Raw genomic sequence first — 26,677 nt, forward strand, 5'->3', positions numbered from 1 at the left:
TCGTTTTGGGCAGCCAACCCCCATGTGCCTATCAGGAACCGTCCGGGCCACGCCTCCTCCGGCAGGAGACGCGTCGCGGACACCGCTCGCCACCCCTCCGAACGATCCCGGTGATCATTCGCGCCCATTCGATGGGGCGGCGATGGGAGGAAGGTTAGACGCGGCGCGGGAGGGCGGGGAGAAGCGGGGCAGAGAAAAGCGGTCAGGCGGCCTTGTCGGCGCGCGCCCAGAGATCGAAGCACTCGCCCTTCGTCACGGTGACCTTGGCGAAGCCGGCGCGATGGAGGCGCTGGCCCAACGTCTCGCTGGTGTAGCCGGTGCGATGGGCCATGAAGTGGTTGCCGCGCGCGATGGACGGGCGATAGCCGTAAAGGATGTCGAGCGGGGTGATGGGGCCGGCGGGGGCTGTGTATGCCGCATCCTCCAACTTGCCCTCGGCCGAGAGCTGCCCGATCGACTGAAGGTCGGGACAGGTGATCACGGCGAAGCCGCCGGGCTTTAGCGCGCGCAGGAACTCGGCGAAGGCGACAGGCACTTCGAGGTCGTAGAGGTGTTCGACGTTGTGAGAGGAGTAGAGCGCGTCCATCGATCCGGTTTCGACGGCCGACATGTCGATCATCGTGCCGATGATGTCGGGTCGAACGTCGGTATCGATGTTGTCGATGTTGAAGCGAATCCCGCGCCAGTCTGATCTACGAAACCCAGCAGGCAATTTCTCATGGCTAGAGGTACCGCAACCCAGATGTAGAAGAGCTTCGATTATCGAGATCGACTTCATTCCCACTACTTCAAACAAAAAAGGGCAGCCTTTCGGCTGCCCTCTCTGTTCTGAATGCGACGTATTAAACGAAGTCGGAGACGTCGAGCGTGCCGGTGACGCCAGTCACCTGAAGCACGAGGTCATCGCCCGCCGTGAACGTCGTGCTGTCCGCACCGTTGCCGTCCACGATCAGGTAGGTCTGGCCACCGATGGTGAACAGGCCGGCCTCGTTCTGGGCGAGCGCCGCGAAGGCAGCGTCGAAGTCAGCAGCGGCAGTAGCCACACCGCCGTTGGCAACGCTGGTCGGGATCGTCGCGAGGTCGATCACGTCCACGCGACCGCCGACCACGGCCGTTCCGAGGTTGAGGTCACGGATGAAGTCCACGCCACCAGCGGTGCCGTTACCCGCATCAGCGAGGTTCGTGTAGTTGAACGTGTCGCTGCCGGCTCCACCGAAGATGGTGTCGACGCCAGCGCCCGTCACGAAAGTGTCGTTGCCGGAGTTGCCAACGAGGAAGTCGTTGTTGGCGGTTCCGATCACGTTGGCAGCGGTGCCGCTCGTGACGATCGTCAAGTTGCCGTCGTCAGCGGTGACGCCGTCGCCAGTCGCGTCGACCCGACCGTTGATCTGCGCACCGAGAGTGCCGGTCACGTTCAGCGTCAGGGCGTTCGGAGCCGTGCCGCCGGTGAGCTGAACAGCCGTCGTGCTGGCGCTGGCCGAGGTGACGACGCCGAGCTGCGCGGCATTCACCACGAGAGTGTCTGCACCGACGCCGTAGTCGCTGACGATCTTCGTGCCGAAGCCGGTGATGCGGAACTGGTCGTCGCCAGCGCCACCGAAGAGCGTGTCGTTACCAGCGCCCGACACGATCGTGTCGTTGCCACCGTTGCCGTAGATCAGGTCGTTCGACGCACCGCCGATGATCGAGTCCGCACCGTCGGCCGAGTCGTTCACGCCCGTGCCACCGTAAATGGTGGACGCGGCGCCAGCGGAAAGGCCAGCAACCGAGATGTTCTCGGTCGTCCCAGCAGCGTTCGGGCCGCCGAAGATCTGGACCGCAGCGGTCGTCGCAGCCGTCGCGCTGCTGACGACAATGTTGTCGGTGCCCGTGCCACCGTAGATCGAAGCAGTGCCATCCGTCGTGAGGGTGATCACGTCGTTGCCAGCATTGCCGTAGATGAACGCCGAACCGGTGGTCTGCGTGACGGTGATGGTGTCAACGCCGTCGTTGGTGTCGGTGATGCCGACGCCACCGAAGATCGTTACGTTCGAAGCGCCCGTCGCCGTAAAGCTGATCGTGTCAGCATCGGTGTTGCCAGCCGAGGAGCCACCAGCGATCAGGTGATTGCCGCCGGTCGCGGCGACCGTGATCGAATCAGCACCAACGCCGCCGTAGATCGACGAGGTACCGGAAAGACCGGTCACGTTGATGGTGTCGTTGCCGGCGTTGCCGGTGACGAAAAGCGTGCCGGTGCTGCCAGCGATGTTGATGACGTCGGCACCATCGACCGTGTCGGTGAAGCCGCCGCCGCCGTAGACCGAAGCGGTGCCGGTGAGCGCATTTGCCGTGATCGTGTCGGAGCCGATGCCGCCAAACACGATGTCCGCGCCGCCGCCCGACACGATCGTGTCGTTGCCGGCATTGCCGTAGATCGTGTCGTTGCCGGTGCCGGTCGTGATCTGGTCAGCGCCGTCAGCAGTGTCGGTCTGCGCGGAGCCGCCAAACACAAGGTTGTTGCCGTTGCCGGCGTTGATCGTGTCGCCGCCGCCGAGGCCCATGAGGATGTCGGCGTTGGCAGTGCCGGTGAGGGTGTTGCCGAACTGGTCAGCAATGGCGTCGACGGTGCCGTCACCGAAGGTCACCACGCCGCCGCCCTGGTAGGCGAAGTTGCCCGTGGCGAGCTGAGCGAGCGTGACGCCGGCGATGGTGAGGGAGGTCGCGCCGGTCTGGATGACGACGTTGGCGCCCTGCTGGGAGATGTTCGTGACGGCGCCCGGCGCGATCGCGAGCGTGTAGATGTCGGAAGCAGCGTACGTCGTCGTCTGCGACGTGGTGCCGTTGTAAATCAAGCTAGCCATGGTGTCTCCTGGAGCCCCAAAAATGGACAGGATGCGAGCGTGCACACTGCGCACCCTCCCCTGCAGCGAGACCATTCCCTATCGGCAATGGAATCTGCTGGTGAGGTATGCATGTGGAGGATATAGGAGGCAAGTCGCAAAACAGCGTTTGAAGCTGGCGCCGGGAAAAGGTGATGCCCGAAGGCCACAGACCGGAAGGCTGCGAGGCCATTTTGCCGTCGCCACGGGCAAGTTTCACGCAAGATCAACGAGTTCACGCCATGTCCCTCAACCCCTACCACGACGATTTCTCGGCTCGTCTCAGCCTTCCCAAGGGCCATCGGGACATCATCGGAGGGCTGTGGGACGAAATGGGTGTGTTGCAGCGCGACTACCTTCTCGCTCACGGAATGCGCGGCTCTGATTTTATTCTTGATATCGGCTGCGGCTCGCTGCGGGCCGGGGTGCAGATCGTGCCGGTGCTGGAGCCCGGTCATTACTACGGGATCGACATGCTGCAGGACCTGCTCGACGCCGGGTGGCGCGAGGAGATCCTGCCGGCGGGGCTCGAGGGAAAGCTGCCGCGCGGCAACCTCGCCCTATCGGAAGAGTTCGTGATCCCGTTTCCGGGCGTCTCCTTCGACATCGCGCTGGCGCAGTCCGTCTTCACGCACCTGCCGATCAACCACCTGCGCCTGTGCCTCTACCGGCTGCGCCCGCGCATGGCGCCGGGCGGCCGGTTCTTCTGCACGTTCTTCGTGGCCCCGCCGAGCCTGCCGCGCGACGCCTCGATGCGGCACAAGCCGCGCGGCGAGGTGGAGAGCTTCGGCTGGAAGGACCCGTTCCACGTCTGGCGCGAGGATATCGAGTTCGCCGTCGAGGGCATGGACTGGCGGTTCGAGGGGCTCCACGACTGGAACCACCCGCGCGGCCAGATCATGGCGCATTTCCACGCCGTCTGAGGGTCGGGGGCGGTCCATCCCGTTGCCTGCGCCGCCGACCTTCGGTTGACAAGGCGGGGCGGCGGAACCACAGAAGAGCGACCGGCGGGGCCTCGTGTCCCGCCGAGGCGGTCGCGCGGCCGCAGCTCAGCCGATTCTCGCGAAAGGGCCGCCGCCCCTTCGCCCTTCAGAAGCGACCTCAGCCCTTGGTTCTCGAGTCCGACCGTTCGTCGTCCGCCCCCCTCGGCCTTCTCGTCTTCGGCATGCACAGGAGCGGGACCTCCGCGCTGACCGGCGTCCTGGAGCGGCTGGGCATTCCCGTTTCGGGCGAACTCCTGCCGGCCGAGACCTACAACGAGAAGGGCATCTTCGAGAATCGCGCCGTCAACGCGTTCCACAACGACCTGCTCGCCCATCTTGGCTCGGGATGGGACGACCCGATGCCGGTCTCCAACGCCTTCGTGGAGACGCCGGCGGGCGAGGGCTTCGTGCGGCGGCTGGCGGACATCATCCGAGACGAGCTTCTGGCCGATGCGCCGATCTTCGCGGTGAAGGACCCGCGCATGTCGCGCTTCGTGCCCTTGTGGCGCGCGGCGATGGCCCGCGTCGGCGCCGAGCCGCTGGCGCTCCTGCCGTTGCGCCACCCGCTGGAGGTCGCCGCCTCGCTGGCGCGGCGCGACAAGTTTCCGCGCGCCAAAAGTCTGCTGCTCTGGCTCGACCATACGCTCGCCGCGGAAGCCGAGACGCGGGCGCTTCGGCGGACGGTGCTCTTCTACGACGCGCTGCTCGCCGACTGGCGCGCGGCGAGCGAGGGGATCGCGGCCGACCTCGAACTCCAGTGGCCGCGCGAGCGCGCGCGCGCGGAGGCGGAGATCGACGCGTTCCTCACCCGGGATCTGCGCCACCATGCCGAGCACGGCGCGATCGGCGAGGGCACGCGGCTCGACGCGCTCGTGCAGGAGGCGTGGGACGCCCTGGCCGGTCTCGTCGAGGATGGGGCGGACGAGGGCGCGCGGGAGCGGCTCGACCGGGTGCGCGACGAGGTCGCCCGCGCGAGCGCCGTGGTCGCACCCTATGTCGCCTGGGAGTATCGGGCGCTGGCCGACACGGAGCGGCGGGCGCGGGACCTCCAGTTCTATCTCGACGCGCGCGACAACGAGATGGCCGCGGCGCGCGAGGTGGCGGCGGGCGACGTGCGGGCGGTGCGGTTCGAGCTGCAGGCCGAGCAGATGGAACACGCGCGCACCCGCAACGAGATGGCCGCGATCGCCGCCGAGGCCGAGCGGCTGCGGCCGCTGGTCGGCCAGCTCCACGGCGCGGAGGTCGAGAAGGCCCAGCTCCGCCACGAGATCCACCGCCAGGCGGTGACGATCGACACGATCATGAATTCCACCTCCTGGCGCGCGCTCCAGCCGGTGCGCCGATTGGGGCAGAGCCTGCCGCCCGGCGCGCGCTCGGCGCTGCGCGAGGGGGCTCGCAGCCTCTGGTGGCTCGTCACCCCCTGGCGGATGGAGGCACGGCGCGAGGTGATGCGCGCGCGCGAGGCGCTGGCCGCGCCGCCGCCGCCGATCCCCGCGCTGTCGCCTTCCGTCGACGCGGGACCTCATCCGGTCGTGCGTCCGCGCATCGGCCAGCCGCCGCTCCTCGTCTTCGAGGCGCCCTCGGACCGGCCGCGCGTCTCCATGGTGACCGACAGCATCAACGAGGGGAGCCTCTTCGGCGGCGTCGCGACGGCGCTGATCTTCTCGGCGCTCTTCGCCCAGCGGACCGGACGCCGGCTGCGCATCGTCACCCGCACCCAGCCGCCCGCCGCCGAGAACGTCGCCGCCGTGTTCCGGGCGCACGGGATCACCTACGACGACAATATCGAGTTCGCCTTCGCCGACATCGGCAAGTCGAGCGCCGAGGTCGAGGTCGCGCCGGACGAGCTGTTCATCACCACGAGCTGGTGGACGACCCACTCGACCCTCCAGTCGATCGCCGACAGCCGCGTGATCTACCTGATCCAGGAAGACGAGCGGATGTTCTATCCGTTCGGAGACGAGGGGCTGCTCTGCGCCGAGACGATGGGGCATGCCGGCATCGCCAAGGTGATCAACTCGGGCCTCCTGCACCGGCACCTCGTGGAGGCCGGGCTGATCGCCGAGGACGTGCCGTTCTTCGAGCCGGCCTTTCCCGAGCGCATCTACCACCCCGAGCCGGGGGCGGGGCCGAAGAAGACGTTCTTCTTCTATGCCCGGCCGAACAACCCGCGCAATCTCTACACGCGCGGGCTCGAGGTCATCGAGCGGGCGGTCGTGGAGGGCGTGCTCGACCCGGCCGCGTGGGAGATCGTCTTCGTCGGCAAGGACCTCCAGCCGATGACGCTCGCGGGCTCCGTGCAGCCGACGATCCGCCAGAACATGGCCTGGGAAGAGTATGCGGCGCTGACGCGTTCGGTCGATCTCGGGCTGACGCTGATGTACACGCCGCATCCGAGCTATCCGCCGCTCGACATCGCGGCCTGCGGCGGCATCGCCGTGACCAACCGCTTCGGCGTGAAGACGGACCTGTCGAACTACAGCCGCTCGATCCTGTGCGTCGACGGCGACGTGAAGTCGCTGCTCGACGGCCTGCGCGAGGGTGTGCGCCTCGCCTCCGACCGGGACGAGCGGCGCCGGCGCTTCGAAGCCGCCGGGCTCGGGCGCGACTGGGCGACCTCCTTCGCCGCCGTGATCGAGACGCTGGCCGAGAGCGCGCCCCGTGTTCGTTGACCTCCCGCCGAGCGAGCCGCACGCCGACCCCTGGCACGCCTCGTTCTCCTACCGGCTGCACCAGTTGCGCCGGAAGGGATACCGCATCGCCTATTTCTACGAGCGGCCGGACAATTCGACCTTCCGCTACCGCATCTTCAACATGATGGAGGTGATCGAGGCGAACTGGCCGGAGGCCTCCGCCTCGTACTTCCATCTCGGCGACGCGGCGCACCTGAAGACGATCGTCCAGTCGGCGGACGTGATCGTGATCTGCCGGGCGCGCTACGGCGACGTCGTGGCCTCGCTGCTGCTTCTCGCGCGCCAGCGGGGCATCCCGGTCCTGTTCGACGTGGACGACCTCGTGTTCGACACGCAGTATGTCCACCTCCTGACCAAGAGCCTGGCCCAGCCCATGGCCGCCGAGGTAGATTGGGACTTCTGGTTCGCCTATGTCGGGCGCATCGGCGCCACGTTGCGCCACTGCGACGGGGCGATAGCGACCAACGCCTATCTGGCCGAGCGCATCTCCGACGCGTCGCAGGTGCCGACCGCGATCATCCCGAACTTCCTCAACGAGAAGCAGGTCGCACGCTCCGGCCGCATCGTGGAGGCCAAGCGCGCCAGCGGGTTTGCGCGCGACGGGCATGTCCATATCGGCTATTTCAGCGGGTCGCCGACCCACGCCAAGGACTTCGAGCAGGCGGCGAGCGCGCTCGCCCGCATCCTCGACCGCTATCCCGTGGCGCGCGTGCGCATGGTCGGCTATCTCGACGTGCCGCCGCAGCTCCAAGCCTATGAGACACGGATCGACCGCGTCGGCTTCCACGACTACGTCAACCTGCAGGGGCTGATCGGCTCGACCGAAATCAACATCGCGCCACTGCAGGACAACCGCTTCACCAACTGCAAATCCGAGCTGAAGTATTTCGAGGCGGCGATCGTCGGGACGGTGACGATTGCCTCGCCGACCCACACGTTCCGGGACGCGATCCGCCACGGCGAGAACTCGTATCTGGCGCGGGCGCACGAGTGGGAGCAGGCGATCGCCACCGTGCTGGAGACGCTGGTGGAGGACCCGGCCGCCTATGCCCGTGTCGCCGAGGCGGGCATTTCCGACGCCGAGGAGAAGTTCTGCTGGCGGCGGCAGACGGACCGCATCAAGGCGGCTCTCCTCGACGGCGTCGCATCCTTCTCGTCGTCCGGGAGCGGATCTGGGAACAGCGCCCCCCGGCCGGGCGGCGAGCCCCGCGCCGACGCGCCGAGACCGGCCGAGCGGGCGGTTTGATTTTCCGATTTGGTGTTCCCGGCTGGGAATGGCAGATTACGCCAATTGTCTGATGACACCAGCGAATCGCGGGAGCAGCCATGGAGACGGGGGAGTGAACGCGCCCGCAATCGCCGTTTCCCGAGGGCGCACCCAGCGGCTGCACGGGTCGATCGCGCAGGACATCGGGACGGCGATCCTGACGGGTCGCTACGCGCCGGGCGATCTCCTGGCCAACGAGGTCGAGTTCAGCGAGCGCCTCAGCGTGTCGCGAACAGCCTATCGCGAGGCGGTGCGCATCCTGGCGGCCAAGGGCCTGGTCAGCAGCCGGCCCAAGGCGGGCACGCGGGTGAACCCGCGCAGCAACTGGAATTTCCTCGATCCCGACATCCTGCGCTGGATCTTCGAGAACGGCCCGCCGACGCCCGCCTTCGTGCGCGAACTGTTCGAGCTGCGCCAGATCGTGGAGCCCTCCGCCGCGGCGCTGGCCGCGCTGCGCCACACTCGCGCGGAGATCGTGGAGCTGCGCATGGCGCTCGATCTCATGGGCCGGCATGGCCTGGGCGTCGAGGAAGGGCGCAATGCCGACCGGGTGTTCCATGAGACCATCCTGCGGGCGACACGTAACGAGGCGCTCGGAACCCTGGCGAGCGGTATCGCCGCCGCGGTCCGCTGGACGACGCTGTTCAAGGCCCGCGACGGGCGCATGCCGCGCGACCCCGTGCCGGAGCACGCCAAGGTGCTGGCGGCCATCGAGGCCGGCGACGCGAACGGGGCGAAGCAGGCGATGGAGAATCTCGTCGGGCTCGCTTTCCAGGACATCCGGTCGGTCGATCCGCGCCTGATCGACGAGACGGTCTGACGCCGGAGCGGTGCGGCCGGCGCCCGCACGGGGCGCGGCCAGGTCCGGTCCGGCTGTCGCCGTCTTCTAGAGGGCGGCGAGACGGGCTGCGAGGCGATGCGCCTGCGCGCGGATGTCGGGGACGGCGGTGATTTCCCAGAACCGGGCCTTGGTCACGGGACCGATCGCATGGATGCGGCGCGACGGGAGGCCCGCACGGCCGATCAGGGCGCAGCCGTCGCTGACGTCGAGACCCAGCCCCAGCGCATCCTTGCGCGCCGCGCCGGTCGACAGAAGTTCGGCGACGAGGCCGGTCGCGTCGGCCTCGATCGGCTTCAGGAGGCCGGTGCAGTGGATGACGCGGTCGACCATGACGGTTTCGTCCGCGCCGCCGCGCCAGTGAATGACCGCGCGATGTCGTCCGCCCTTGGAGGTCTCGTCCTTCAGGCGCCCGGCCTCGATCCTCAGAAAGCCGTCCGCAAGGGATTCCTCGAGGATGGAGGCGAGTTCGGGCGGCATGCGGTGGCGGTGGATGTCCCAGAGCGTGCGCCCATGCCGCAGGAAGCGCGCCCGGCCAGAGGGCGGCATCGCCTGCCACAAGGCCGCGGTGTGGGGGCGCAGCGCGTCCATCACGTCGCGCCAGTCGCGCCCCTGCGCCTCGGCCCAACGGACGGTGCGGCGGAGCCAGCGCAGGACATAGGCCGGGCCGGTGCCGAAGGGGATGTCGGCGGGGTCGAGCTGCAAAGGCCTGGTCGGTGCGTGGACACGCGGAAGGAGCCCGCGACGCGACACGGCAATGATCCGTCCGCGATGGCCGCGTAATCGGAGGGCGACGACCTTGTCCACCATGGACAGGCCGGTGCCCAGGATCAGGATGTCCTCCTCGGGACGGATGCCGAGCTCGTCGGGCGAGGCCCAGGCGTGATCGTAGGGCGAGTGGCCGACGGCCGGCGCATGGCCGATCGCCAGAACGGCGAGAGCCGCCGTCTGCGCGGTGCCGGAGGCAAGCGCGGCGTTGACGCCGCGTGCCGTTTCGGACAGGCCTGTGCAGGTGTCGCGCAGGATGCGCAGCCGCCCGTCGCCCGTCTCGGGCAGCCAATGGCGCAGGAGATCGCGCAGATACTCGCGATAGCGCAGGCGCGGCGCGAAGGAGAAGGGGCCGTCCGGCGCGACGTCGTCGGACCGTCCGCTTTCCTGGAGCCAGCGCCAGAAGTGCGAGGGATCGTCCTCGAAGGCGCTCATGTTGCCGGCGCGCGTGTTGAGAAGAAGGGCTGGGTCGTCCGTGCCGTAAGCGAGCCCCCGGCCGATATCCTCGTCGGGCTCGACGATCATCACGGTGAAGCGGCGGCCGGGAAGGCGCAGGAGATGCGCCGCCATCAGCACGCCGCTGGCGCCCCCGCCGACGACCACGACGTGATCGGCCATCAGGGTGCCCGCGTCCGGGCCGGGGAATCGTGTCTGCTCGCCATCGTCATCCGCCGCTGCTTCATCGTGAAGATGATAGGGGCCGGAGTTGCGGCAGGCGACGAATGCCGTTTCTAAATCTACCGTATCACTGGAAATTCAGCCCCTGGCTGTGCAAGGAGGACTGTCCGCTGATGCCTCAGCCCTTGAAGGCCACCGTGGTGCGGGCGGGTTGCACCAGAGCGGCCAGCGCCTCCGCATCCCAGTTGGTCAGCCGCACGCAGCCATGGCTCGCGGTCTTGCCGACCTGCGACGGTTCGGGCGTGCCGTGGATGCCGTAGGTCGGCTTGGACAGGTCGATCCACATGGAGCCGACCGGGCCGTTGGGACCGGCGGGAATCGTCAGCTTCTTCCGGTTCTTGCCCTGCTGGAAGTTCTTGTCCGGGTCGTATTCGTAGGTCGGCTCGGGGGCGCTGCCGTTGACCTTCATCTCGCCGCTCGGCGAGGGCGTGTCGTCGGAGCCGATCGTGGCGGGGGCGGCGAGGAGAAGCCGGTCTTCGGCGTCGTAGGCGAAGAGCTCGCCCTTGGACTTGTCCACCACGATATGCGCGACCTTGCCTTCGGGCGCGGCGCCGGGATCGGCGACGAGGATCGTCGTGCCCTCGGTCTCGAAATCGGCGCCGGGATTGAGGGTGCGCAGGAGGTCCTCGTCCATGTGGAAGCGCTCGGCCAGCATCTCGGCGGGGCCGCGATAGCCGAGATGGTCGAGCTCGGCCATCTTGCCGTAGTCGCTCGGGATTTCCTTCACGTAGCGGCCGTCCACGTCCTCACGCGTGAGCTGATAGGTCTTCACCACAGGCGCGCCGTCGCCGGACAGCGCCTGCCAGAGCGTCTCGTCGATCGTGCCGTCGCCTTCGATGTCGCGGATCGCCTCGAAGGCGCGGATCGCCTTGTCCGTGTTGCCGCCTTCCCGCCCGTCGATCACGCCGGGCGAGGCGTGGGCGCGGTCGAGCAGCACCTGGACGCGGATCAGGAAGGGGTCGGGGGCGTCGTCCTCCGGCTTGTCGTCCGCCTGCGGCTCGGCGCCGTCTGTGGCGGGCGCCTCGGGCGTCGCCGCCGTCTCCGTTGCGGCCTTATCCTCGTCCGTGGCTTTCTGCCGCGCGGTCCAGTCGGCGAAGGTCGCGGCGTTGATGGCGACCTCGGATAGGTCAGGCTCGGGCGGCATGGCCTGCGCGAACGCGGTGCCGCCGGCTGCGAGGATCAGGAACGACGTCGTCAGCCACAACTTGCCCATGTCATACTCCCTCACGCCGGTTGGGGAAGGCAACGTGCCAGCCGGCAAGAAGCTCCACCCCGCCGAGCCGACTTTTCGAGGTCAGAGCGGAAGCGCGAACTGCGCCGTCTCCGCCGGGCTTTCGGCGGCGTTGCCGAGCGCCGAGAGCGTGACGCCGAGAAGGCGGACGCCGCGCGGGTCGGGCGGCAGGTCGGCAAGCAGCCGGAAGGCCGCGCGCTCGATTTCGGCCCGGCTCGTCACGGGCTGGGGCGAGGAAAGGGCGCGGGTGATCTGGCGGAAGTCGGCGTATTTCACCTTGAGCGTGACGGTGCGCCCGCGCGTGCCGTTGGCGTCGCAATGGCGCCAGACCTTGTCGAGGATCGGCGCGAGGGCCTCGCGCATCTCGTCCGGCGTGTGGAGGTCGGTCGAAAAGGTGTTCTCGGCGCCGACCGACTTGCGGATGCGGTTGGCCCGGACGGGACGCTCGTCGATGCCGCGCGAAATGCCGTAATAATACGGCCCAATCTTGCCGAAATGCTGCTGGAGGAAGGCGAGGGACTGCGCCTTGAGGTCGGCCCCGGTGTGGATGCCGAGCCGTTCCATCTTGGCGGCGGTGGCGGGACCGACGCCGTGGAAGCGGCCGACGGGGAGCGTCTCCACGAAGGCGCCGCCCATGGCCGGCGTCACCACGAAGAGCCCGTCGGGCTTGCGGTGGTCGGAGGCGAGCTTGGCCAGGAACTTGTTGTAGGAGACGCCCGCCGAGGCGGTGAGGCCGGTCACCTCGCGGATGCGACGGCGGATTTCCTCTGCGATGGCCGTGGCGGAGGCGATGCCCTGCTTGTTCTCGGTCACGTCGAGATAGGCCTCGTCGAGCGACAGGGGCTCGATGATGTCGGTATGCTCGGCGAAGATCTCGCGGATCTGGAGCGAGACGGCCTTGTAGACGTCGAAGCGCGGCTTGACGAAGAGAAGCTCGGGGCAGCGGCGCTTGGCGGTGACCGAGGGCATGGCCGAGCGCACGCCGAAGGCCCGCGCTTCGTAGCTCGCGGCCGCGACGACGCCGCGCTGGGCGGAGCCGCCGACGGCCAGAGGCTTGCCGCGCAGGGACGGGTCGTCCCGCTGCTCCACGGACGCGTAAAAGGCGTCCATGTCGACATGGATGATCTTGCGCGGACGGCCCGAAGCCGGCGCGGCGCCCGAGCTGTCGTCCACGGCGCTGTCGGGAGCCGCCATCGCCCGCCCCTGTTCTCCGTCCTTCGAGTCTCTCGGATATGGACAGAACAGAAAGAGAACGACGGCGCAAGCCGGAACGGGCGCTCGTGCCGGTTTATCCCATGCGCTCGGACGCGTGCTCGCCAGGCGAGGCTGGGAAGACGATGGTGCGATCGCCGTTCATGAAGGTGCGGTGGTGGATATGCGCGTGGATGGCGCGCGAGAGCACCTGCGCCTCGACATCCCGGCCGATCGAGACGTAATCGGAGGCCGACTGCGCATGCGTGACGCGGGCGACGTCCTGCTCGATGATCGGGCCTTCGTCGAGATCGGCGGTGACGTAGTGGGCCGTGGCACCGATCAGCTTCACGCCGCGCTCGTAGGCCTGCTTGTAGGGGTTGGCGCCCTTGAAGCTCGGCAGGAACGAGTGGTGGATGTTGATGATGCGGCCGGACATGCGCTGGCACATCGCATCCGACAGGACCTGCATGTAGCGGGCGAGCACGATCAGCTCGGCGCCCGTGCTTTCCACGATCTCCATGATCCGCCCCTCCGCCTCGGGCTTGTTGGCCTTGGTGACGGGGATATGGTGGAAGGGAATGTCGTGGTTCACGACGACCTTCTGGTAGTCGAGGTGGTTGGAGACGACGCCGACGATCTCGATCGGAAGCGCGCCGATCTTCCAGCGGTAGAGAATGTCGTTCAGGCAATGGCCGAAGCGCGACACCATCAGGAGCACCTTGGCCCGGCGGCTGGTATCATGGAACCCGTAGGTCATGGCGAAACGCTCGGCGAGGGCGGTGAACTCGGCCTCGATGGCCTCGAGGCTCGAACCCTGCTCGGAATCGAAGCCGACGCGCATGAAGAAGCGGTCGCCCTCGCGATCCACGAACTGCGCGGAGTCGAGGATGTTGCAGCCCTTCTCCGAGAGGTGGCTGGCGACGGCCGCGACGATGCCACGGGTCGAGGGGCAGCTTGCGGTGAGGATGTACTGGCTCATGGGCTGGGGGTCCTGAAACGCGCGGGGCAACGGAGGGAAGGGGTGAAGAAGGACGGATGCGGCGGGTCGCGGGGCGTCGAGCGTCCGCCCGCGCTGCGGGGCGAGCGTCGTCCGGGGGCCGGTGTCGGCCGAAAATTCTAGGCGAAGCGCGTCCGCTTCGCCCGATGGGAGTGTCAGGCCCGGCGAGCAGGCCTGATGAAGCGGCGCATCAGCATTCCGGCAGGTTGACGGCGAGGCCGCCAAGGCTGGTTTCCTTGTAGCGGTGGTCCATGTCGCGCCCGGTCTGCCGCATGGTCTCGATGCAGTTGTCGAGGGGCACGAAGTGGAGGCCTTCGCCTTTGAGGGCGAGCGAGGCGGCGGTGACCGCCTTGACCGCGCCGAAGGCGTTGCGCTCGATGCACGGCACCTGGACGAGGCCGCCGATCGGGTCGCAGGTCATGCCGAGATGGTGCTCCAGCGCGATCTCGGCCGCGTTCTCGATCTGGGACGGCGTGCCGCCCATGATCGCCGCGAGGCCCGCCGCAGCCATTGCCGAGGCCGAGCCGACCTCGCCCTGGCAGCCGACCTCGGCGCCCGAGATGGAGGCGTTGCGCTTGATCAGACCGCCGATCGCCGCAGAGGTGAGGAGGAAGGTGCGCATCTCCTCGCGGCCCGCGTCGATGTGGAAGTGCCTGATATAGGCCATCACCGCCGGCACCACGCCCGCCGCGCCGTTGGTCGGCGCCGTGACGACCCGGCCGCCGCAGGCGTTCTCCTCGTTGACCGCCATGGCGTAGACCGACAGCCAGTCGTTGGCGAGAAGCGGCTGGAAGACGTTGCGCGCCTCGTCGGCCACCAGCTTGTCGTGGATGCCCTTGGCACGGCGGCGGATCTTGAGACCGCCGGGCATGATGCCGTCCTGCCGGATGCCGCGCTTGACGCAGTCCTCCATCGCGCCGGCGACCGCGTCGAGCCGCGCGTCGAGCTCGCGGGCTGGGAGGAAGACCAGCTCGTTCTCGCGCTGCATCTCGGCGATCGACAGGCCCGTGCGATCGGCCATGCGCAGCATTTCGGCCGCCGAGCGGAACGGGTGGGGCACGGGGGGCGCGTCGTCATGGGCCGGCGCGCCGATCTCCTTGCGGGCGAGCTCCTCCTCGTCCACCACGAAGCCGCCGCCGATCGAGTAGTAGACGCGCCGCAGGAGAAGGCGCCCGGTGCGGTCCAGCGCCTCGAAGGCCATGCCGTTGGCGTGGCCGGGCAAGGGCGCCTTGCGGTCGAAGACGAGGTCGTGCGCCGGCTGGAAGCGGTAGGCGGGATGGCCCTCCGGGCGCACCTCGCCGCGCGCCTCGACGGCGGCGACCAGTTCGTCCACCCGGTCGGGATCGACGGTGGAGGGCAGGAAGCCGCAGAGGCCGAGAACCACCGCGCGGTCCGTCGCATGGCCGACGCCGGTGAAGGCGAGCGAGCCGTGGAGGTGAACCCGGAGTTGCGACACGGTCGCCCCCGTCGGGCGCGGCCAGCTACCGTCCTTAAGTTCGGCCAGAAAGCGCGCGGCCGCCGTCATCGGTCCCATCGTGTGGGAGGAGGAGGGGCCGATGCCGATCTTGTAGAGGTCGAAGACACTCAGGAACATGGGAACCGCCCTCCGGACAGCGAGGCGTCAGCGATAGATCGGGAAGCGCCGGGTCAGTTCGTGGACCTCGGCGAGCACCCGCTTCTCCACGGCCGGATCGCCTTCCGGGCCTGCCGCCGCCATGGCGTCGATCACTTCGAGGATCAGCGCGCCGATCTTCTCGAACTCGGGCACGCCGAAGCCGCGCGTCGTGCCGGCCGAGGTGCCGAGCCGGATGCCGGAGGTGACGGCCGGCTTCTCCGGATCGAAGGGGATGGCGTTCTTGTTGCAGGTGAGGCCGGCGCGCTCCAGCGCCCGCTCCGTGTCGCGGCCGGTGACGCCCTTGGGCCGCAGGTCCACCAGGACCATGTGGCAGTCGGTGCCGGGCGACACGATGTCGAGCCCGCCCGCCACCAGCATGGCGGCCAGCGCCTTGGCGTTGGCGACGACGCTCTTCGCATAGTCGCGGAAGGCGGGCTGCAGCGCCTCGCCGAAGGCCACGGCCTTGGCGGCGATGACGTGCATCAGCGGGCCGCCCTGGTTGCCGGGGAAGACGGCCGTGTTGAACTTCTTGGCGAGAGCCTCGTCGTTGGTGAGGATCATGCCGCCGCGCGGGCCGCGCAGCGTCTTGTGCGTCGTGGTGGTGACGACATGAGCGTGCGGCATCGGGTCGGGATAGGCGCCGGCGGCGACGAGGCCGGCATAGTGGGCCATGTCCACCATCAGGATCGCGCCGATCTCGTCGGCGATGCGGCGGAAGGCGGCGAAGTCGATGTGGCGGGGATAGGCCGAGGCGCCCGCGATGATCAGCTTCGGCCGGGTCTCCAGCGCCTTGGCGCGCAAGGCGTCGTAGTCGATCGTCTGGTCGTCGGCGCGCACCTCGTAGGACACGACGTCGAACCACTTGCCGCTCATGGTGACCGGCGAACCGTGGGTCAGGTGGCCGCCATGGGCGAGCGACATGCCCATGATGCGGTCGCCCGGCTGGAGGAGCGCCAGGAACACGGCCTGGTTGGCCTGTGCGCCCGAATGCGGCTGGACGTTGGCGAAGCCCGCGCCGAACAGCTTCTTGGCGCGCTCGATCGCCAGCGTCTCGATCTCGTCGACGAAGTCGCATCCGCCGTAGTAGCGGCGGCCGGGATAGCCTTCGGCGTACTTGTTGGTGAGAATCGAGCCCTGCGCCTTGAGCACGTCGGCGGAGACGATGTTCTCCGAGGCGATCAGCTCGATGCCGGTCTTCTGCCGGGTCATCTCGCGATCGATGGCGGCGAAGACGTCGGCATCGCCGAGCGGAGCGTCGAGAGCGAAGTTCAGCATGGCGTCGGTCCCCCCAGGGTTTCGTCAGACGTCGAGACGGATCTCGGTGTGGGCGCAGGCGAGCAGTTCCCAGACATGGCTCGCGAAGGAATTCCAGACCTCGATCCGGTAGTGGTCGGGGCCGTGCTTGACGAGGATCGCGGTGGCCTTGTCCAGAATGGTGCGCGTCACCGAACCGGATGGCATGGCGTCGAGGTCGAGCGCGCAGAAGCCCGACAGCGCGAGGGTCGCGGCCGAGCCGCGGACCTCGATGCCGAGCTCGCGGTGCGACACGTCCACCACGCTGCAGCGATCCCGCAGCGGTTCGAGGCGCGACTGGATGGCTTCGACCTCGGCCTCCGGCACCAGGATCTGCCACTCGTCCGGCCCGAGGCAGGCGGCGAGCGTCTGTCCGGCGACATGGAGGTCGCCGATCTCGGCGGGGAGGGCGAAGCCGAGGGCCTCGCTTAACCTCTGACGGTCGCTTTCGGCCGCGCGGAGCGCGATGCGCCCGCACTGCGGGGCCAGCGACACCGCGAGGCGATTGCCCAGAGGGCTCAGCGTCGCGCCGTGGAGGGCGCCGCGTTCGGTGATCGTGTCCATGGTCAGAGCCCCAGCCGCTTGTTCTCGGGATCGAAGAAGATCGTGCCGCCGACCGTCGCGGCATGCACCGTGTCGGGCATCGGCACGAAGATCTTCTGGCCCTGCCGCGCCTTGCCGCCGGCGATCACCGCCATGGCGATCGAGCGGCCGAGCGTCTCGCTCCAGTAGGAGGACGTGACGTGGCCGATCATGGCCGCCGGGATCTGCCCGGTGTGCTCGGCGACGATCTGCGCGCCCTCTTCCAGCACGACCTTCGGGTCCTCCGTCAGAAGGCCGACGAGGTGCTTGCGGTTGGGGTCCAGCATGTCGGTGCGCGACAGGGAGCGCTTGCCGACGAAGTCCGGCTTCTGCTTGCCGACGGCCCAGCCGAGGCCGGCGTCGTCGGGCGTCAGCGTGCCGTCCGTGTCCTGGCCGACGATGATGTAGCCCTTCTCGGCACGCAGGACGTGCATGGTCTCGGTGCCGTAGGGCACGATGCCGTAGGGCTGGCCGGCGGCGTGGATCGCCTCCCAGACGGCCCGGCCATAGCGCGCCGGCACATTGACCTCGAAGCCGAGCTCGCCGGTGAAGGAGACGCGGAAGAGACGGGTCGGCACGCCGCAGATTCGCCCTTCCGCCAAAGCCATGTGCGGGAAGGCGGCGGCGGACAGGTCGACGCCCTCCACCAGCGGCTCCAGCACCTTGCGGGCCTTCGGGCCGTTCAGCGCGATCACCGCCCACTGTTCGGTGGTCGAGGTCAGCCAGACCTTAAGGTCCGGCCACTCGGTCTGGAGGTAGTCCTCCATCATGTTCAGGACGCGCGCCGCGCCGCCCGTCGTGGTGGTGACGTGGAAGCGATCCGGCGCGATGCGTCCGATGACGCCGTCGTCGCGGATGAAGCCGTCCTCGCCGAGCAGCACGCCGTAGCGGCAGCGGCCGGGCTCGAGCTTGGTCCAGGCGTTGGTGTACATGCGGTTCATGAAGGTCGCGGCGTCCGGGCCGACGACCTCGATCTTGCCGAGCGTCGAGGCGTCGAACATGCCGACGCTGGCGCGCGTCTGCCTGCACTCGCGGTTCACCGCCGCGTGCATATCCTCGCCCGCCTTCGGGAAGTAGCGGGCGCGGCGCCACAGGGCGACCGGCTCGTAGACCGCGCCGTGCGCCTCGGCCCAGCCGTCGATCGGCGTCTTGCGCGTCACGTCGAAGAGCGAGCCGCGGCTGTAGCCGGCGAAGGCGCCGAAGGTCGTGGGCGTGTAGGGCGGGCGGAAGGTGGTGAGGCCGACCTTGGGCGCCTCGGAGCCCAGCGCCTGCGCCGCGATGCGAAGCCCGTTGATGTTGGACGTCTTGCCCTGGTCGGTCGCCATGCCGTTGGTGGTGTAGCGCTTGATGTGCTCCACCGAGCGGAAGCCTTCGCGCACCGCGAGCTTGATGTCCTTGGCGAGGACGTCGTTCTGGAAATCGACGAAGGCCTTGGCATAGGACGGGTCGCGGTCGGTCGGCAGGTCGTTGCGGCTCTCGCCCGACAGCGGCCCTTCGCCGGACACGGCATAGGTCGCGCCCGTCGCGGTGTGGCCCGCGTCGGTTGCGGCCGCGGCGCCCGCCGCCGAGCCCTCGGCCAGCGCGGCGCCCAGCCCGATCTGGCCGGCGCCGGCGCCCGCCACGCGGCAGGCCTCCGTGGCCTGGCCGGGCAGGAAGGTCTGCGCCGCCTCGTCCCACACGAGCTTGCCGCCGGTATGCGAGAAGAGGTGGAGGCTCGGCGTCCAGCCGCCGGACATCAGGAGCACATCGCAGGGCACCCAGCGCGTGGCGCCGACCTTGCCCGAGCCGTCGACGGAACCGACGCAGACGCTGGACACGCGCAGGCGGCCCTTGGTGCCGGTGACGGTGCCGCCGAGAAGGGTCTCGATGCCGAGGCTGCGCGCCTTGGAAACGAGCTCTTCGGAAACGGTGCGACGGGTGTCCACGATCAGCGACACCTTGGTGCCGGCGGCCGCGAGATCGAAGGCGGCGGCCCAGGCGCTGTCGTGCGAGGTGACGACCACGGCCTCCGCGCCGACGCGCACGCCGTAGCGGTTGAGATAGGTGCGCGCGGCACCCGCCAGCATCACACCCGGACGATCGTTGCCGGCGAAGACCAGCGGCTTCTCGATGGCGCCCTGGGCCAGCACGACCTGTTTGGCGCGGACCTTCCACATGCGCTCGCGCGGGGTGCCGTCCTGAACGTGGGCCTGGTGGTCGGTCAGGCGCTGGCAGAGGCCGACGAAGTTCTGATGGTAGTAGCCGAAGGCCGTGGTGCGGGTGAGGACGGTGACGTTGGGGCGCGCCTCGAGGGTGGCGAGCGCCTCGCGCAGCCAGTCCCAGCTGCCCTTGCCACCGACCGCGACGCCCGGCTCCGACAGGAGCCAGCCGCCGGCTTCGGCCTGCTCGTCCACCAGGATGACCTTGGCGCCGCTCTCGGAGGCGGCAAGGGCCGCGGCGAGGCCCGCCGCGCCGGCGCCGACGACCAGGACGTCGCAATGGGCGTGGCGCGAGGCGTAGGTGTCGGGATCGACCTCCGTCGGCGAGGCGCCGAGGCCGGCCGCGCCCCGGATCAAGGGCTCGTAGACCTTGTTCCAGAAGCTCTTCGGCCACATGAAGGTCTTGTAGTAGAAGCCGGCCGAGAACAGCATGTAGAGGCTGTCGTTGACGGCGCCGACGTCGAAGCGAAGCGACGGCCAGCGGTTCTGGCTGTCCGCTCGGAAGCCTTCGAAGACCTCGGCGATCGTGGCGCGCGTGTTGGGCTCGAAGCGGCCGGGGCCGCGGGTCGTGCCGACCAGCGCGTTCGGCTCCTCGCAGCCGGCCGAAAGGATGCCGCGCGGCCGGTGGTACTTGAAGGAGCGGCCGACGAGATGGACGCCGTTGGCCAGCAGGGCGGAGGCGAGCGTGTCTCCCTCCCGGCCGGTCAGGCGCTGACCGTCGAAGGTGAAGGAAACCGCGCGGGCGCTCGCGAGGCGACCCTTGCCGGCGACGCGCATCGGCTCGCGCGCGGCCGACGCGTCGGGCTGGAAATGCACGGCTGCCGGCGCCGTGACGTTTGCGGGGGCGGTCGGGTTCATGCTCATGCCTGGTCTCCCCCGGCCGGAGCCTCGAGCGGACGCGGCTCGCCCGCCTTGTAGGTGGTCTCGAACTTGTCGGTCACGGTGTCGCGGATCGCGTTGAAGAAGCGTCCGCAGCCGTGGATGTGCCGCCAGCGCTCGAAGTGCCGGCCGCGCGGATTGGTGCGGATGTAGAGGAAGTCGCGCCACTCGGACTCCGACAGCGCGGACGGGTCGAGCGGACGCGCGATATGCGCCTCGCCGGCATAGGCGAACTCGACCTCGGGCCGCTCGGCGCGGCAATAGGGGCAGGTGATGAGGAGCATGGCCGGAATCCTCAGTGCGCGACGGCGGCGGCGGCCGCCTCGTCGATCAGGCGGCCCGTGGCGAAGCGCTCGATCGTGAAGGGGGCGTTGATCGCGTGCGGTTCGTCGCGGGCGATCGTGTGGGCGAAGACGTGGCCGGAGCCCGGCGTCGCCTTGAAGCCGCCGGTGCCCCAGCCGCAGTTGACGTAGAGGCCGCCGACCGGCGTCTTGGCGATGATCGGCGAACGATCGGGCGTGACGTCGACGATGCCGCCCCATTTGCGCAGCATGCGCATGCGGTTGAAGATCGGGAACACCTCGACGATGGAGGCCAGCGTGTGCTCGATCAGCGGCAGGCCGCCGCGCTGCGAGTAGCTGACATACTGGTCGGTGCCCGAACCGATCACGAGTTCGCCCTTGTCGGACTGCGACAGGTAGGCATGCACCGTGTTGGACATGACGACGCAGGGGAAGATCGGCTTCACCGGCTCCGACACCAGCGCCTGGAGCGGATAGCTCTCCAGCGGCAGGCGCACGCCCGCCGTGTCCATCACGACGGAGGTGTTGCCGGCGGCCGAGACCGCGACCTTCTTGGCCTTGATGAAGCCCTTGGCTGTCTCGACGCCCGTGACGCGGCCGTTGGCGTCCTGGCGGATGGCGAGCACCGGGCAGTTCTGGATGATGTCGACGCCGCGCGCCGCGGCGCCGCGCGCATAGCCCCAGGCCACCGCGTCGTGGCGCGCCACGCCGCCGCGTCGCTGGAGGGCGGCCCCGACGACGGGATAGCGGGCATTGGCCGCGATGTTGAGCGGCGGGCAGTAATCCTTGGCTTGGCTCGCCGTCAGCCACTCGTTGTCGATGCCGTTGAGGCGGTTGGAGTGGATGTGGCGCTTGAAGCTTTGCTCGTCGTGCACCGTGTGCGCCAGCATCATCACGCCGCGCTGCGAGAACATGACGTTGTAGTTCAGCTCCTGGGAGAGGCCCTCCCAGAGCTTCATCGCATGCTCGTAGAGATGCGCGCTCTCGTCGTAGAGGTAGTTGGAGCGGACGATCGTGGTGTTGCGGCCGGTGTTGCCGCCGCCGAGCCAGCCCTTGTCGATCACCGCGACCTTGGTGATGCCGTGCTCCTTGGCGAGGTAGTAGGCCGCCGCGAGGCCGTGTCCGCCGGCGCCGACGATGATCACGTCGTACTCGGCCTTGGGCTCGGCCGCAGGCCACTGCGGATCCCAGGTCTTGTTGCCTTTCATGGCCTTGGCCAGAAGCGTCGGGAGTGAAAAGCGGCTCATGGAGGACCTCTTCGCAGGATCGAGCGACGGTATGACGCGGCGACGGAGAGCGAACAGGATCGTTGCGCCACCCTTCAAGATGTTTGCGCCAAACCGTGTCGAGCGCGAGGCGGCAAGGCTTCGTCGCTCCTGATTTTCGAAGATGCCGGCCTTGCTGCGGCGGCGCGTCAGGCGCCGAGCGTCTGCCGGATCCAGTCCGCGATCCGGCGGGCCAGCGGCTCCGTCGTGCCCGGCGAGCGGAGGTCGCCGGCGATGACGTGCTGGCTGGGGTCGGTGCTGTCCTCGACCGGGACCAGTTCGTGCGGTCCGCCCCAGCGGCCGGCGAGGGCGACCGTGCGCTCGGGATCGACCACTTCGTCGCGCGGGCTGTAGAGGAAGAGGGCGGGTGTCTGGATCGTGGACAGGTCGAGACGGTTCGCGACCTCCACCAGCCGCGCCATGGGCAGGAGGGCGGCGGTCGGGTAGCTGCGCGTCCAGACACCGTCCGGCGCACCCTCGGACACATCCGACGCGTAGGTCTCGGGGCCGAGCCAGGGCAGGAGGTCCCGCGCGAAGGGGACGGTCAGGAGGAACGAGCGCCAGTTCCGTAGGCCGAAGTTCGGAGAAATCTCCACAAGGGCGGCCAGACCTTCCGAAAGGTCCGGCCGGCTGGCGCCGACGGTCGCAAGGGTCGCGCCGGTGGAGGTGCCGATCACGACGACGCGCTCGCCGATCCGGCGGCCGATCGCCATGGCCTCGGCGAAGTCGTCGATCCAGTCCCCGACCGTCGGCTCGGCCATCGCGGCGGCGTCGCGGCCGTGCCCGGCTAGCCTGACATAGAAGAGGTTCGCGCCCAGTTCGCGCGCCACAGCGTCGGCGAGCGGCCGCGTCTCGCCTTTCGACGCCGAGAAGCCGTGGATGTAGACGATCGCGAGCGGCGTCTTGGCGCGCGAAGCCGGATAGGCCCAGACGATCTCCTTCTCGGCTTCCGGGCGCAGATTCGGAACATTGGCTTCCTCCCCCGCGAGATAGCGCGCCGGGTCGGCGCCGATCACCGCCGGGCCGAAATCCGTCGTCAACCGCGCGGGCTCGCGCGGGCCGAAGACGAAGGCGAGGGCCAGAGCGAGGAGCGCGAGCCCCAGAAGCACCAGGACGAGGCGCCAGACGAGGCGGCGCTTCGGTTTGGCCGGGGGCGAGGCGGGCTCAGTCGTCGTCATAGGCGGCCGTCGTGACTTCGCGGGTGGAAACGGGACGGAAGCCCATCTTGCGGTAGAGCGGAAGGGCGGCGGGGTGGTCCAGCGTGTTCGTCTCGACGGTCAGCGCACTCGGCATCTCCTCGAAGCCGGCTGATATGGCTTGGCTGAGAAGATGACGGGCGAGACCCTGGCCGCGGAACTCCGGCATGATGCCGAAATGGACGAGCCGCGTCTCGCGCGGCGCTCTCCCGGCGTCGAGCTCGAACCAGCCGGCGGGCGCGCCGTCGCAGTAGAGGATGCGCATGCGCACGTTGGGCGCGTGGATCTCGCGCGCCAGCGCCTCGTCGCCGAGGTTCCGCGAGGTCCAGTGATGGCCCCGCCCGACCGCGGCATAGAGAAAGCGATAATAGGCCAGCGGGATCTGGCGCACCTTGAGGACCTCGTAGGCCCGGCCGTTTCTGGGCGCAGGCACGGGCGGCTCGGGAAGCTGGTGCATCACGAGCTGCGTGACGGTGGTCCTCAGAATGCGCATGGAGGTCGGTTCAAGTCCTTCGGGAAGCGGGTCCGCCTTCCACAGGCGTGTCGGGGCGCGAGCCCCATTCGGTCCAGGAGCCGTCATAGAGCTTCACGTCGCTCTTGTGGAGCGAGGCGAGCGCGAAATTGATGGTCGCCGCGGTGACGCCCGAGCCGCAGGAGGTGACGACCGGGGCGTCGAGATCGACGCCCGCTTCTTCGAAGAGGCGCTTGAGCTCCTCCGGCGACTTCAGCCGGCCGCCGTCCGAGAGGTCCGAAGCGGGCAGGGAGCGCGCGCCGGGCATGTGGCCGCCGCGAACGCCGGGGCGAGGCTCCGGCGCCTCGGCCGAGAAGCGGGCGGCGGGACGGGCATCGGCGATCTGGCGCGAGCCGCTGTCCACGATGGCGCGCATCTCGTCGAGCGACGCCACGGCATCGGCGTCGAACACGGCATGAAACTCGGCGGGGGTGACGTCGGGCTCGCCGGTCTCGACCGGGCGGCTTTCCGCGATCCAGGCGGGATAGCCGCCGTCGAGGATGCGCACGTCCTTCGCGCCGAAGGTGCGAAGCATCCACCAGACGCGCGGCGCGCTGAAGAGGCCCATGCCGTCGTAGACGACGATCGTGTCCGTCTCGCTCAAGCCGAGAGCGCCTGCGGCCTCGGCGAAGCGCTCGGCGGAGGGAAGCGTGTGCGGCAGGTCGAAGGTTGGATCCACCACGGCGTCCTGGTCGAAGAACACGGCGCCGGGAATGTGTCCGACGAGATACTCGGCATGGCCGAAGCGCTTCTGCGCCGGCAGGTACCAGGAGGCATCGACGATCGAGAGGCCTGGGTGGCCGATCTCGGCGGCGAGCTGTTCGGCGGAGATCAGGAACGGGTTCTGGCTCATGGTGTGCCTCGGAGGACGGTCATGTCAGGTGGCAGGGGCACCGAGGCGGAGACGGAAGCGACGGTTGGTGCGCCCCTTCTTCTCGATCTTGGCCACGTGGATCTCGCCGATTTCCTGCGTTTCGCCGACATGCGTTCCGCCGCAGGGCTGGGAATCCACCGCGCCGTCCTGGCCGATCGCCACAACGCGCACGCGCCCCGTGCCGCGCGGCGGGCGCACGTTGGCGGACTTCACGAGCCCTGGATTGGCGTCGAGCTCTTCGTCGGTGATCCAGCGGGTGAAGACCTTGTGGTTCTCTGCGACGAGCTTCGCCAGGGCTCGGGTCACCTCGTCCTTGTCGGTGTCGGCTTCGGGCATGTCGAAATCGAGGCGCCCCTCGTCCTCACCGACCGCCGCGCCCGTCACCGGGAAGGGGCAGACCACGGTCAGCAAATGGAGCGCCGTGTGCATGCGCATCAGCTTGTAGCGGCGAGCCCAATCGACATGGAGCACCACCGTCTCGCCCGCCGCTGGCACATCGCCTTCGCCCAGGTGAAGGACGATGGCCGAGCGGTCCTCGCCATAGCGGGTGTCCGTCACCGCGATCTGCTGGCCGTCGGGAAGCTCGATCACGCCCGTGTCGCCGGGCTGGCCGCCGCCCGCGGGATAGAAGTTGCAGCGATCCACGACGATGCCGCGCTCGCCCTCGTGTGCGACGACGCGCGCTTCGAGGGTCGAGAGATAGGCGTCGTCGAGATAGGCGGGCTCAGTCCGACCGGCCATGGTCAGACGGCCTCGTAGGGAATGTCGATGGCCGGCTTGCGCTCCAGCCATTCGGGCACGGGCAGGTTCTTCTCGCGCAGGAACGCGGGGTTGAAGAGCTTCGACTGGTAGCGGTTGCCGTAGTCGCACAGGATCGTCACGATCGTGTGGCCCGGTCCCATCTCCTTCGCCATGCGGATGGCACCCGCGATGTTGACGCCCGACGAGCCGCCGAGGCAGAGGCCCTCCTCGCCGATCAGGTCGAAGATGATCGGCAGCGCCTCCTCGTCGGGGATCTGGTAGGCGAAGTCCGGCGCGAAGCCTTCGAGATTGGCCGTGACGCGGCCCTGGCCGATGCCCTCGGTGATGGAGCCGCCCTCCGAGGCGAACCGGCCGGTCGTGTAGTAGCTGTAGAGCGCGGCGCCCATCGGGTCGGCGATGCCGATCTTGATGTGGCCGGAGTGGCGCTTCAGGCCCATGGCCGTGCCGGCCAGCGTGCCGCCCGTGCCCACGGCGCAGATGAAGCCGTCCACCTGGCCGCCGGTCTGCTGCCAGATCTCCTCGGCGGTGGTCACGACATGCCCGTCGCGGTTGGCCGTGTTGTCGAACTGGTTGGCCCAGATGGCGCCGCCGGGCGCCGTGCGGGCGAGCTGCTCGGCAAGGCGGCCGGAGAGCTTCACGTAGTTGTTGGGGTTCTTGTAGGGGACGGCCGGAACCTCGATCAGCTCGGCACCCCAGAGGCGCAGCGCGTCCTTCTTCTCCTGGCTCTGCGTCTCGGGGATCACGATCACGGTCTTGTAGCCGAGCGCGTCGGCCACCATCGCGAGGCCGATGCCGGTGTTGCCGGCCGTGCCCTCGACGATTGTGCCGCCGGGCTGGAGGAGGCCACGCGCCTCCGCGTCGCGGATGATGAAGAGGGCGGCGCGGTCCTTGACCGACTGGCCGGGGTTCATGAACTCCGCCTTGCCGTAGATCTCGCAGCCGGTCAGCTCCGAAGCCTTGGCGAGGCGGATCAGCGGCGTGTTGCCGATGGCGTCGATAACGGCATTGTATCTGGGCATGAGGTCCTGGCGGCCGGATTCGTTTGTTCGGACGGTAAGGTGCGGCGCCGGGCGAGACAAGGAAGGGCTTGCTGGGGGAAAGACATCCGGCGCAACGCGATTTCAGATCGGCTGGCGTCAAGCGCGTCCGGCCGGCTCCAGGGCGCGGAGGTCGGGCAGCCCGCGCGGCGCCGGCCCCGCTCCGTCGCGGAGCGCCTTGGCGAGAACCGTCAGGTCGTCGTCGGCGGGCTTCCAGCCGCAGGGGCAGCCGGCGGGATCTCGATGCGCGCGGGCGATGTCGCGATAGACGGTGCCGAGGGCCTTGGCGAGGAGTTCCAGGGCTTCCCGCGGCGGCGTGCGCCCGTCCCGCATCGCCAGCTCGAACAGCCGAGCCAGCCCGCAGCCGATCTCGAAGCTCTTTTCCGACGAGGCCCCGCTCACCGCGGGCCGTCCAGGGGTTCGGTCGCGACCAGAAGATCGACGACCCGGCGCATGCGCCCGTCGAGGCCGGCATAGGCCTCGAAATCGTCCATCTCGCCATGACGCAGGCGGCGGAGCGCGTCGCGCAGTTCCGCCCCGGACACCCGGCTGCGCACCATCTCGTGGACCACGATCGCGCTGACCGGCCCGAGGACGGCGAGCACTTCGACCGGTGTGACGACGCTCATGGCTTGTCTCCCGCACGACCCTTCGTG

General features: G+C 68.9%; 23 protein-coding genes. 4 read left to right on the top strand and 19 right to left on the bottom strand.

What is annotated here, in order from left to right; genetic code table 11:
- Positions 1 to 202: 202 nt before the first annotated feature.
- Both O5O54_RS01385 and O5O54_RS01390 read right to left on the bottom strand, forming a co-directional pair.
- A complete protein-coding gene (locus O5O54_RS01385) occupies positions 203 to 778 on the bottom strand; it encodes a methyltransferase domain-containing protein (RefSeq protein WP_347814864.1) in 576 nt (191 codons plus the stop codon).
- A gap of 64 nt (positions 779 to 842) precedes the next feature.
- Positions 843 to 2,840, bottom strand: a complete 1,998-nt coding sequence (locus O5O54_RS01390; protein WP_279477947.1) for a calcium-binding protein — start codon at positions 2,838 to 2,840, stop codon at positions 843 to 845.
- A 260-nt stretch (positions 2,841 to 3,100) separates the two neighbouring features.
- Between O5O54_RS01390 and O5O54_RS01395 the strand changes: the two genes are divergently transcribed.
- The 4 genes from O5O54_RS01395 to O5O54_RS01410 all read left to right on the top strand — a co-directional run bounded on the left by O5O54_RS01395 (position 3,101) and on the right by O5O54_RS01410 (position 8,621).
- The gene (locus tag O5O54_RS01395) at positions 3,101 to 3,781 is read left to right on the top strand and encodes a class I SAM-dependent methyltransferase (RefSeq protein ID WP_279477948.1); all 681 of its coding nucleotides are present in this window, start codon (positions 3,101 to 3,103) and stop codon (positions 3,779 to 3,781) included.
- A gap of 185 nt (positions 3,782 to 3,966) precedes the next feature.
- Positions 3,967 to 6,513 (top strand): hypothetical protein, encoded by a 2,547-nt coding sequence (locus tag O5O54_RS01400; protein ID WP_279477950.1) that lies wholly within the window; start codon positions 3,967 to 3,969, stop codon positions 6,511 to 6,513.
- Complete coding sequence (locus O5O54_RS01405; RefSeq protein ID WP_279477951.1) at positions 6,503 to 7,780, top strand: glycosyltransferase family 4 protein; 1,278 nt, start codon at positions 6,503 to 6,505, stop codon at positions 7,778 to 7,780. Before O5O54_RS01400 ends, O5O54_RS01405 begins: the two co-directional genes overlap by 11 nt.
- 94 nt (positions 7,781 to 7,874) lie before the next feature.
- Positions 7,875 to 8,621: a FadR/GntR family transcriptional regulator gene (locus O5O54_RS01410; RefSeq protein ID WP_279477952.1), complete on the top strand. Its 747-nt coding sequence runs from the start codon at positions 7,875 to 7,877 to the stop codon at positions 8,619 to 8,621.
- A 66-nt stretch (positions 8,622 to 8,687) separates the two neighbouring features.
- Here O5O54_RS01410 and O5O54_RS01415 read toward each other — a convergent pair whose 3' ends face one another.
- The 17 genes from O5O54_RS01415 to O5O54_RS01495 form a co-directional block, all read right to left on the bottom strand.
- Entirely contained in the window at positions 8,688 to 10,025 is a 1,338-nt protein-coding gene (locus tag O5O54_RS01415) for an FAD/NAD(P)-binding protein (RefSeq protein ID WP_279477953.1), read from the bottom strand.
- 178 nt (positions 10,026 to 10,203) lie between these two features.
- Positions 10,204 to 11,298: a L,D-transpeptidase family protein gene (locus tag O5O54_RS01420; RefSeq protein ID WP_279477954.1), complete on the bottom strand. Its 1,095-nt coding sequence runs from the start codon at positions 11,296 to 11,298 to the stop codon at positions 10,204 to 10,206.
- Between the two features lie 81 nt (positions 11,299 to 11,379).
- Entirely contained in the window at positions 11,380 to 12,510 is a 1,131-nt protein-coding gene (dinB, locus tag O5O54_RS01425) for a DNA polymerase IV (RefSeq protein WP_407061636.1), read from the bottom strand.
- A gap of 94 nt (positions 12,511 to 12,604) precedes the next feature.
- Positions 12,605 to 13,489 carry a formyltetrahydrofolate deformylase gene (gene purU, locus O5O54_RS01430; RefSeq protein WP_279477955.1) on the bottom strand — a complete coding sequence of 295 codons (885 nt, stop codon included), beginning with the start codon at positions 13,487 to 13,489 and terminating at the stop codon, positions 12,605 to 12,607.
- Between the two features lie 208 nt (positions 13,490 to 13,697).
- A complete protein-coding gene (locus O5O54_RS01435) occupies positions 13,698 to 15,101 on the bottom strand; it encodes an L-serine ammonia-lyase (RefSeq protein WP_279477956.1) in 1,404 nt (467 codons plus the stop codon).
- Between the two features lie 27 nt (positions 15,102 to 15,128).
- Complete coding sequence (gene glyA / locus O5O54_RS01440) at positions 15,129 to 16,397, bottom strand: serine hydroxymethyltransferase (protein ID WP_279477957.1); 1,269 nt, start codon at positions 16,395 to 16,397, stop codon at positions 15,129 to 15,131.
- A 24-nt stretch (positions 16,398 to 16,421) separates the two neighbouring features.
- Complete coding sequence (locus O5O54_RS01445) at positions 16,422 to 16,979, bottom strand: sarcosine oxidase subunit gamma (protein ID WP_279477958.1); 558 nt, start codon at positions 16,977 to 16,979, stop codon at positions 16,422 to 16,424.
- Positions 16,980 to 16,981: 2 nt separating this feature from the next.
- Positions 16,982 to 19,972 (bottom strand): sarcosine oxidase subunit alpha, encoded by a 2,991-nt coding sequence (locus O5O54_RS01450; protein WP_279478705.1) that lies wholly within the window; start codon positions 19,970 to 19,972, stop codon positions 16,982 to 16,984.
- A gap of 83 nt (positions 19,973 to 20,055) precedes the next feature.
- Entirely contained in the window at positions 20,056 to 20,358 is a 303-nt protein-coding gene (locus O5O54_RS01455) for a sarcosine oxidase subunit delta (RefSeq protein WP_279477959.1), read from the bottom strand.
- A gap of 11 nt (positions 20,359 to 20,369) precedes the next feature.
- Positions 20,370 to 21,623, bottom strand: a complete 1,254-nt coding sequence (locus O5O54_RS01460) for a sarcosine oxidase subunit beta family protein (RefSeq protein WP_279477960.1) — start codon at positions 21,621 to 21,623, stop codon at positions 20,370 to 20,372.
- A gap of 167 nt (positions 21,624 to 21,790) precedes the next feature.
- A complete protein-coding gene (locus tag O5O54_RS01465; protein ID WP_279477961.1) occupies positions 21,791 to 22,819 on the bottom strand; it encodes a carboxylesterase in 1,029 nt (342 codons plus the stop codon).
- Positions 22,806 to 23,330, bottom strand: a complete 525-nt coding sequence (locus tag O5O54_RS01470; RefSeq protein WP_279477962.1) for a GNAT family N-acetyltransferase — start codon at positions 23,328 to 23,330, stop codon at positions 22,806 to 22,808. The genes O5O54_RS01465 and O5O54_RS01470 overlap by 14 nt, the downstream gene beginning before the upstream one ends.
- A gap of 10 nt (positions 23,331 to 23,340) precedes the next feature.
- Entirely contained in the window at positions 23,341 to 24,201 is an 861-nt protein-coding gene (sseA, locus tag O5O54_RS01475) for a 3-mercaptopyruvate sulfurtransferase (protein WP_279477963.1), read from the bottom strand.
- Positions 24,202 to 24,225: 24 nt separating this feature from the next.
- Positions 24,226 to 24,963 carry an alanyl-tRNA editing protein gene (locus O5O54_RS01480; RefSeq protein WP_279477964.1) on the bottom strand — a complete coding sequence of 246 codons (738 nt, stop codon included), beginning with the start codon at positions 24,961 to 24,963 and terminating at the stop codon, positions 24,226 to 24,228.
- A 2-nt stretch (positions 24,964 to 24,965) separates the two neighbouring features.
- Positions 24,966 to 26,003, bottom strand: a complete 1,038-nt coding sequence (locus O5O54_RS01485) for a cysteine synthase A (protein ID WP_279477965.1) — start codon at positions 26,001 to 26,003, stop codon at positions 24,966 to 24,968.
- A gap of 117 nt (positions 26,004 to 26,120) precedes the next feature.
- A complete protein-coding gene (locus O5O54_RS01490) occupies positions 26,121 to 26,423 on the bottom strand; it encodes a hypothetical protein (RefSeq protein ID WP_279477967.1) in 303 nt (100 codons plus the stop codon).
- On the bottom strand, positions 26,420 to 26,650 hold the full coding sequence (locus O5O54_RS01495; RefSeq protein ID WP_279477968.1) for a hypothetical protein: 231 nt from the start codon (positions 26,648 to 26,650) through the stop codon (positions 26,420 to 26,422). The genes O5O54_RS01490 and O5O54_RS01495 overlap by 4 nt, the downstream gene beginning before the upstream one ends.
- Positions 26,651 to 26,677 lie beyond the last annotated feature (27 nt).

The organism is Aureimonas sp. SK2 (assembly GCF_029813115.1).
Lineage (GTDB): Bacteria > Pseudomonadota > Alphaproteobacteria > Rhizobiales > Rhizobiaceae > Aureimonas.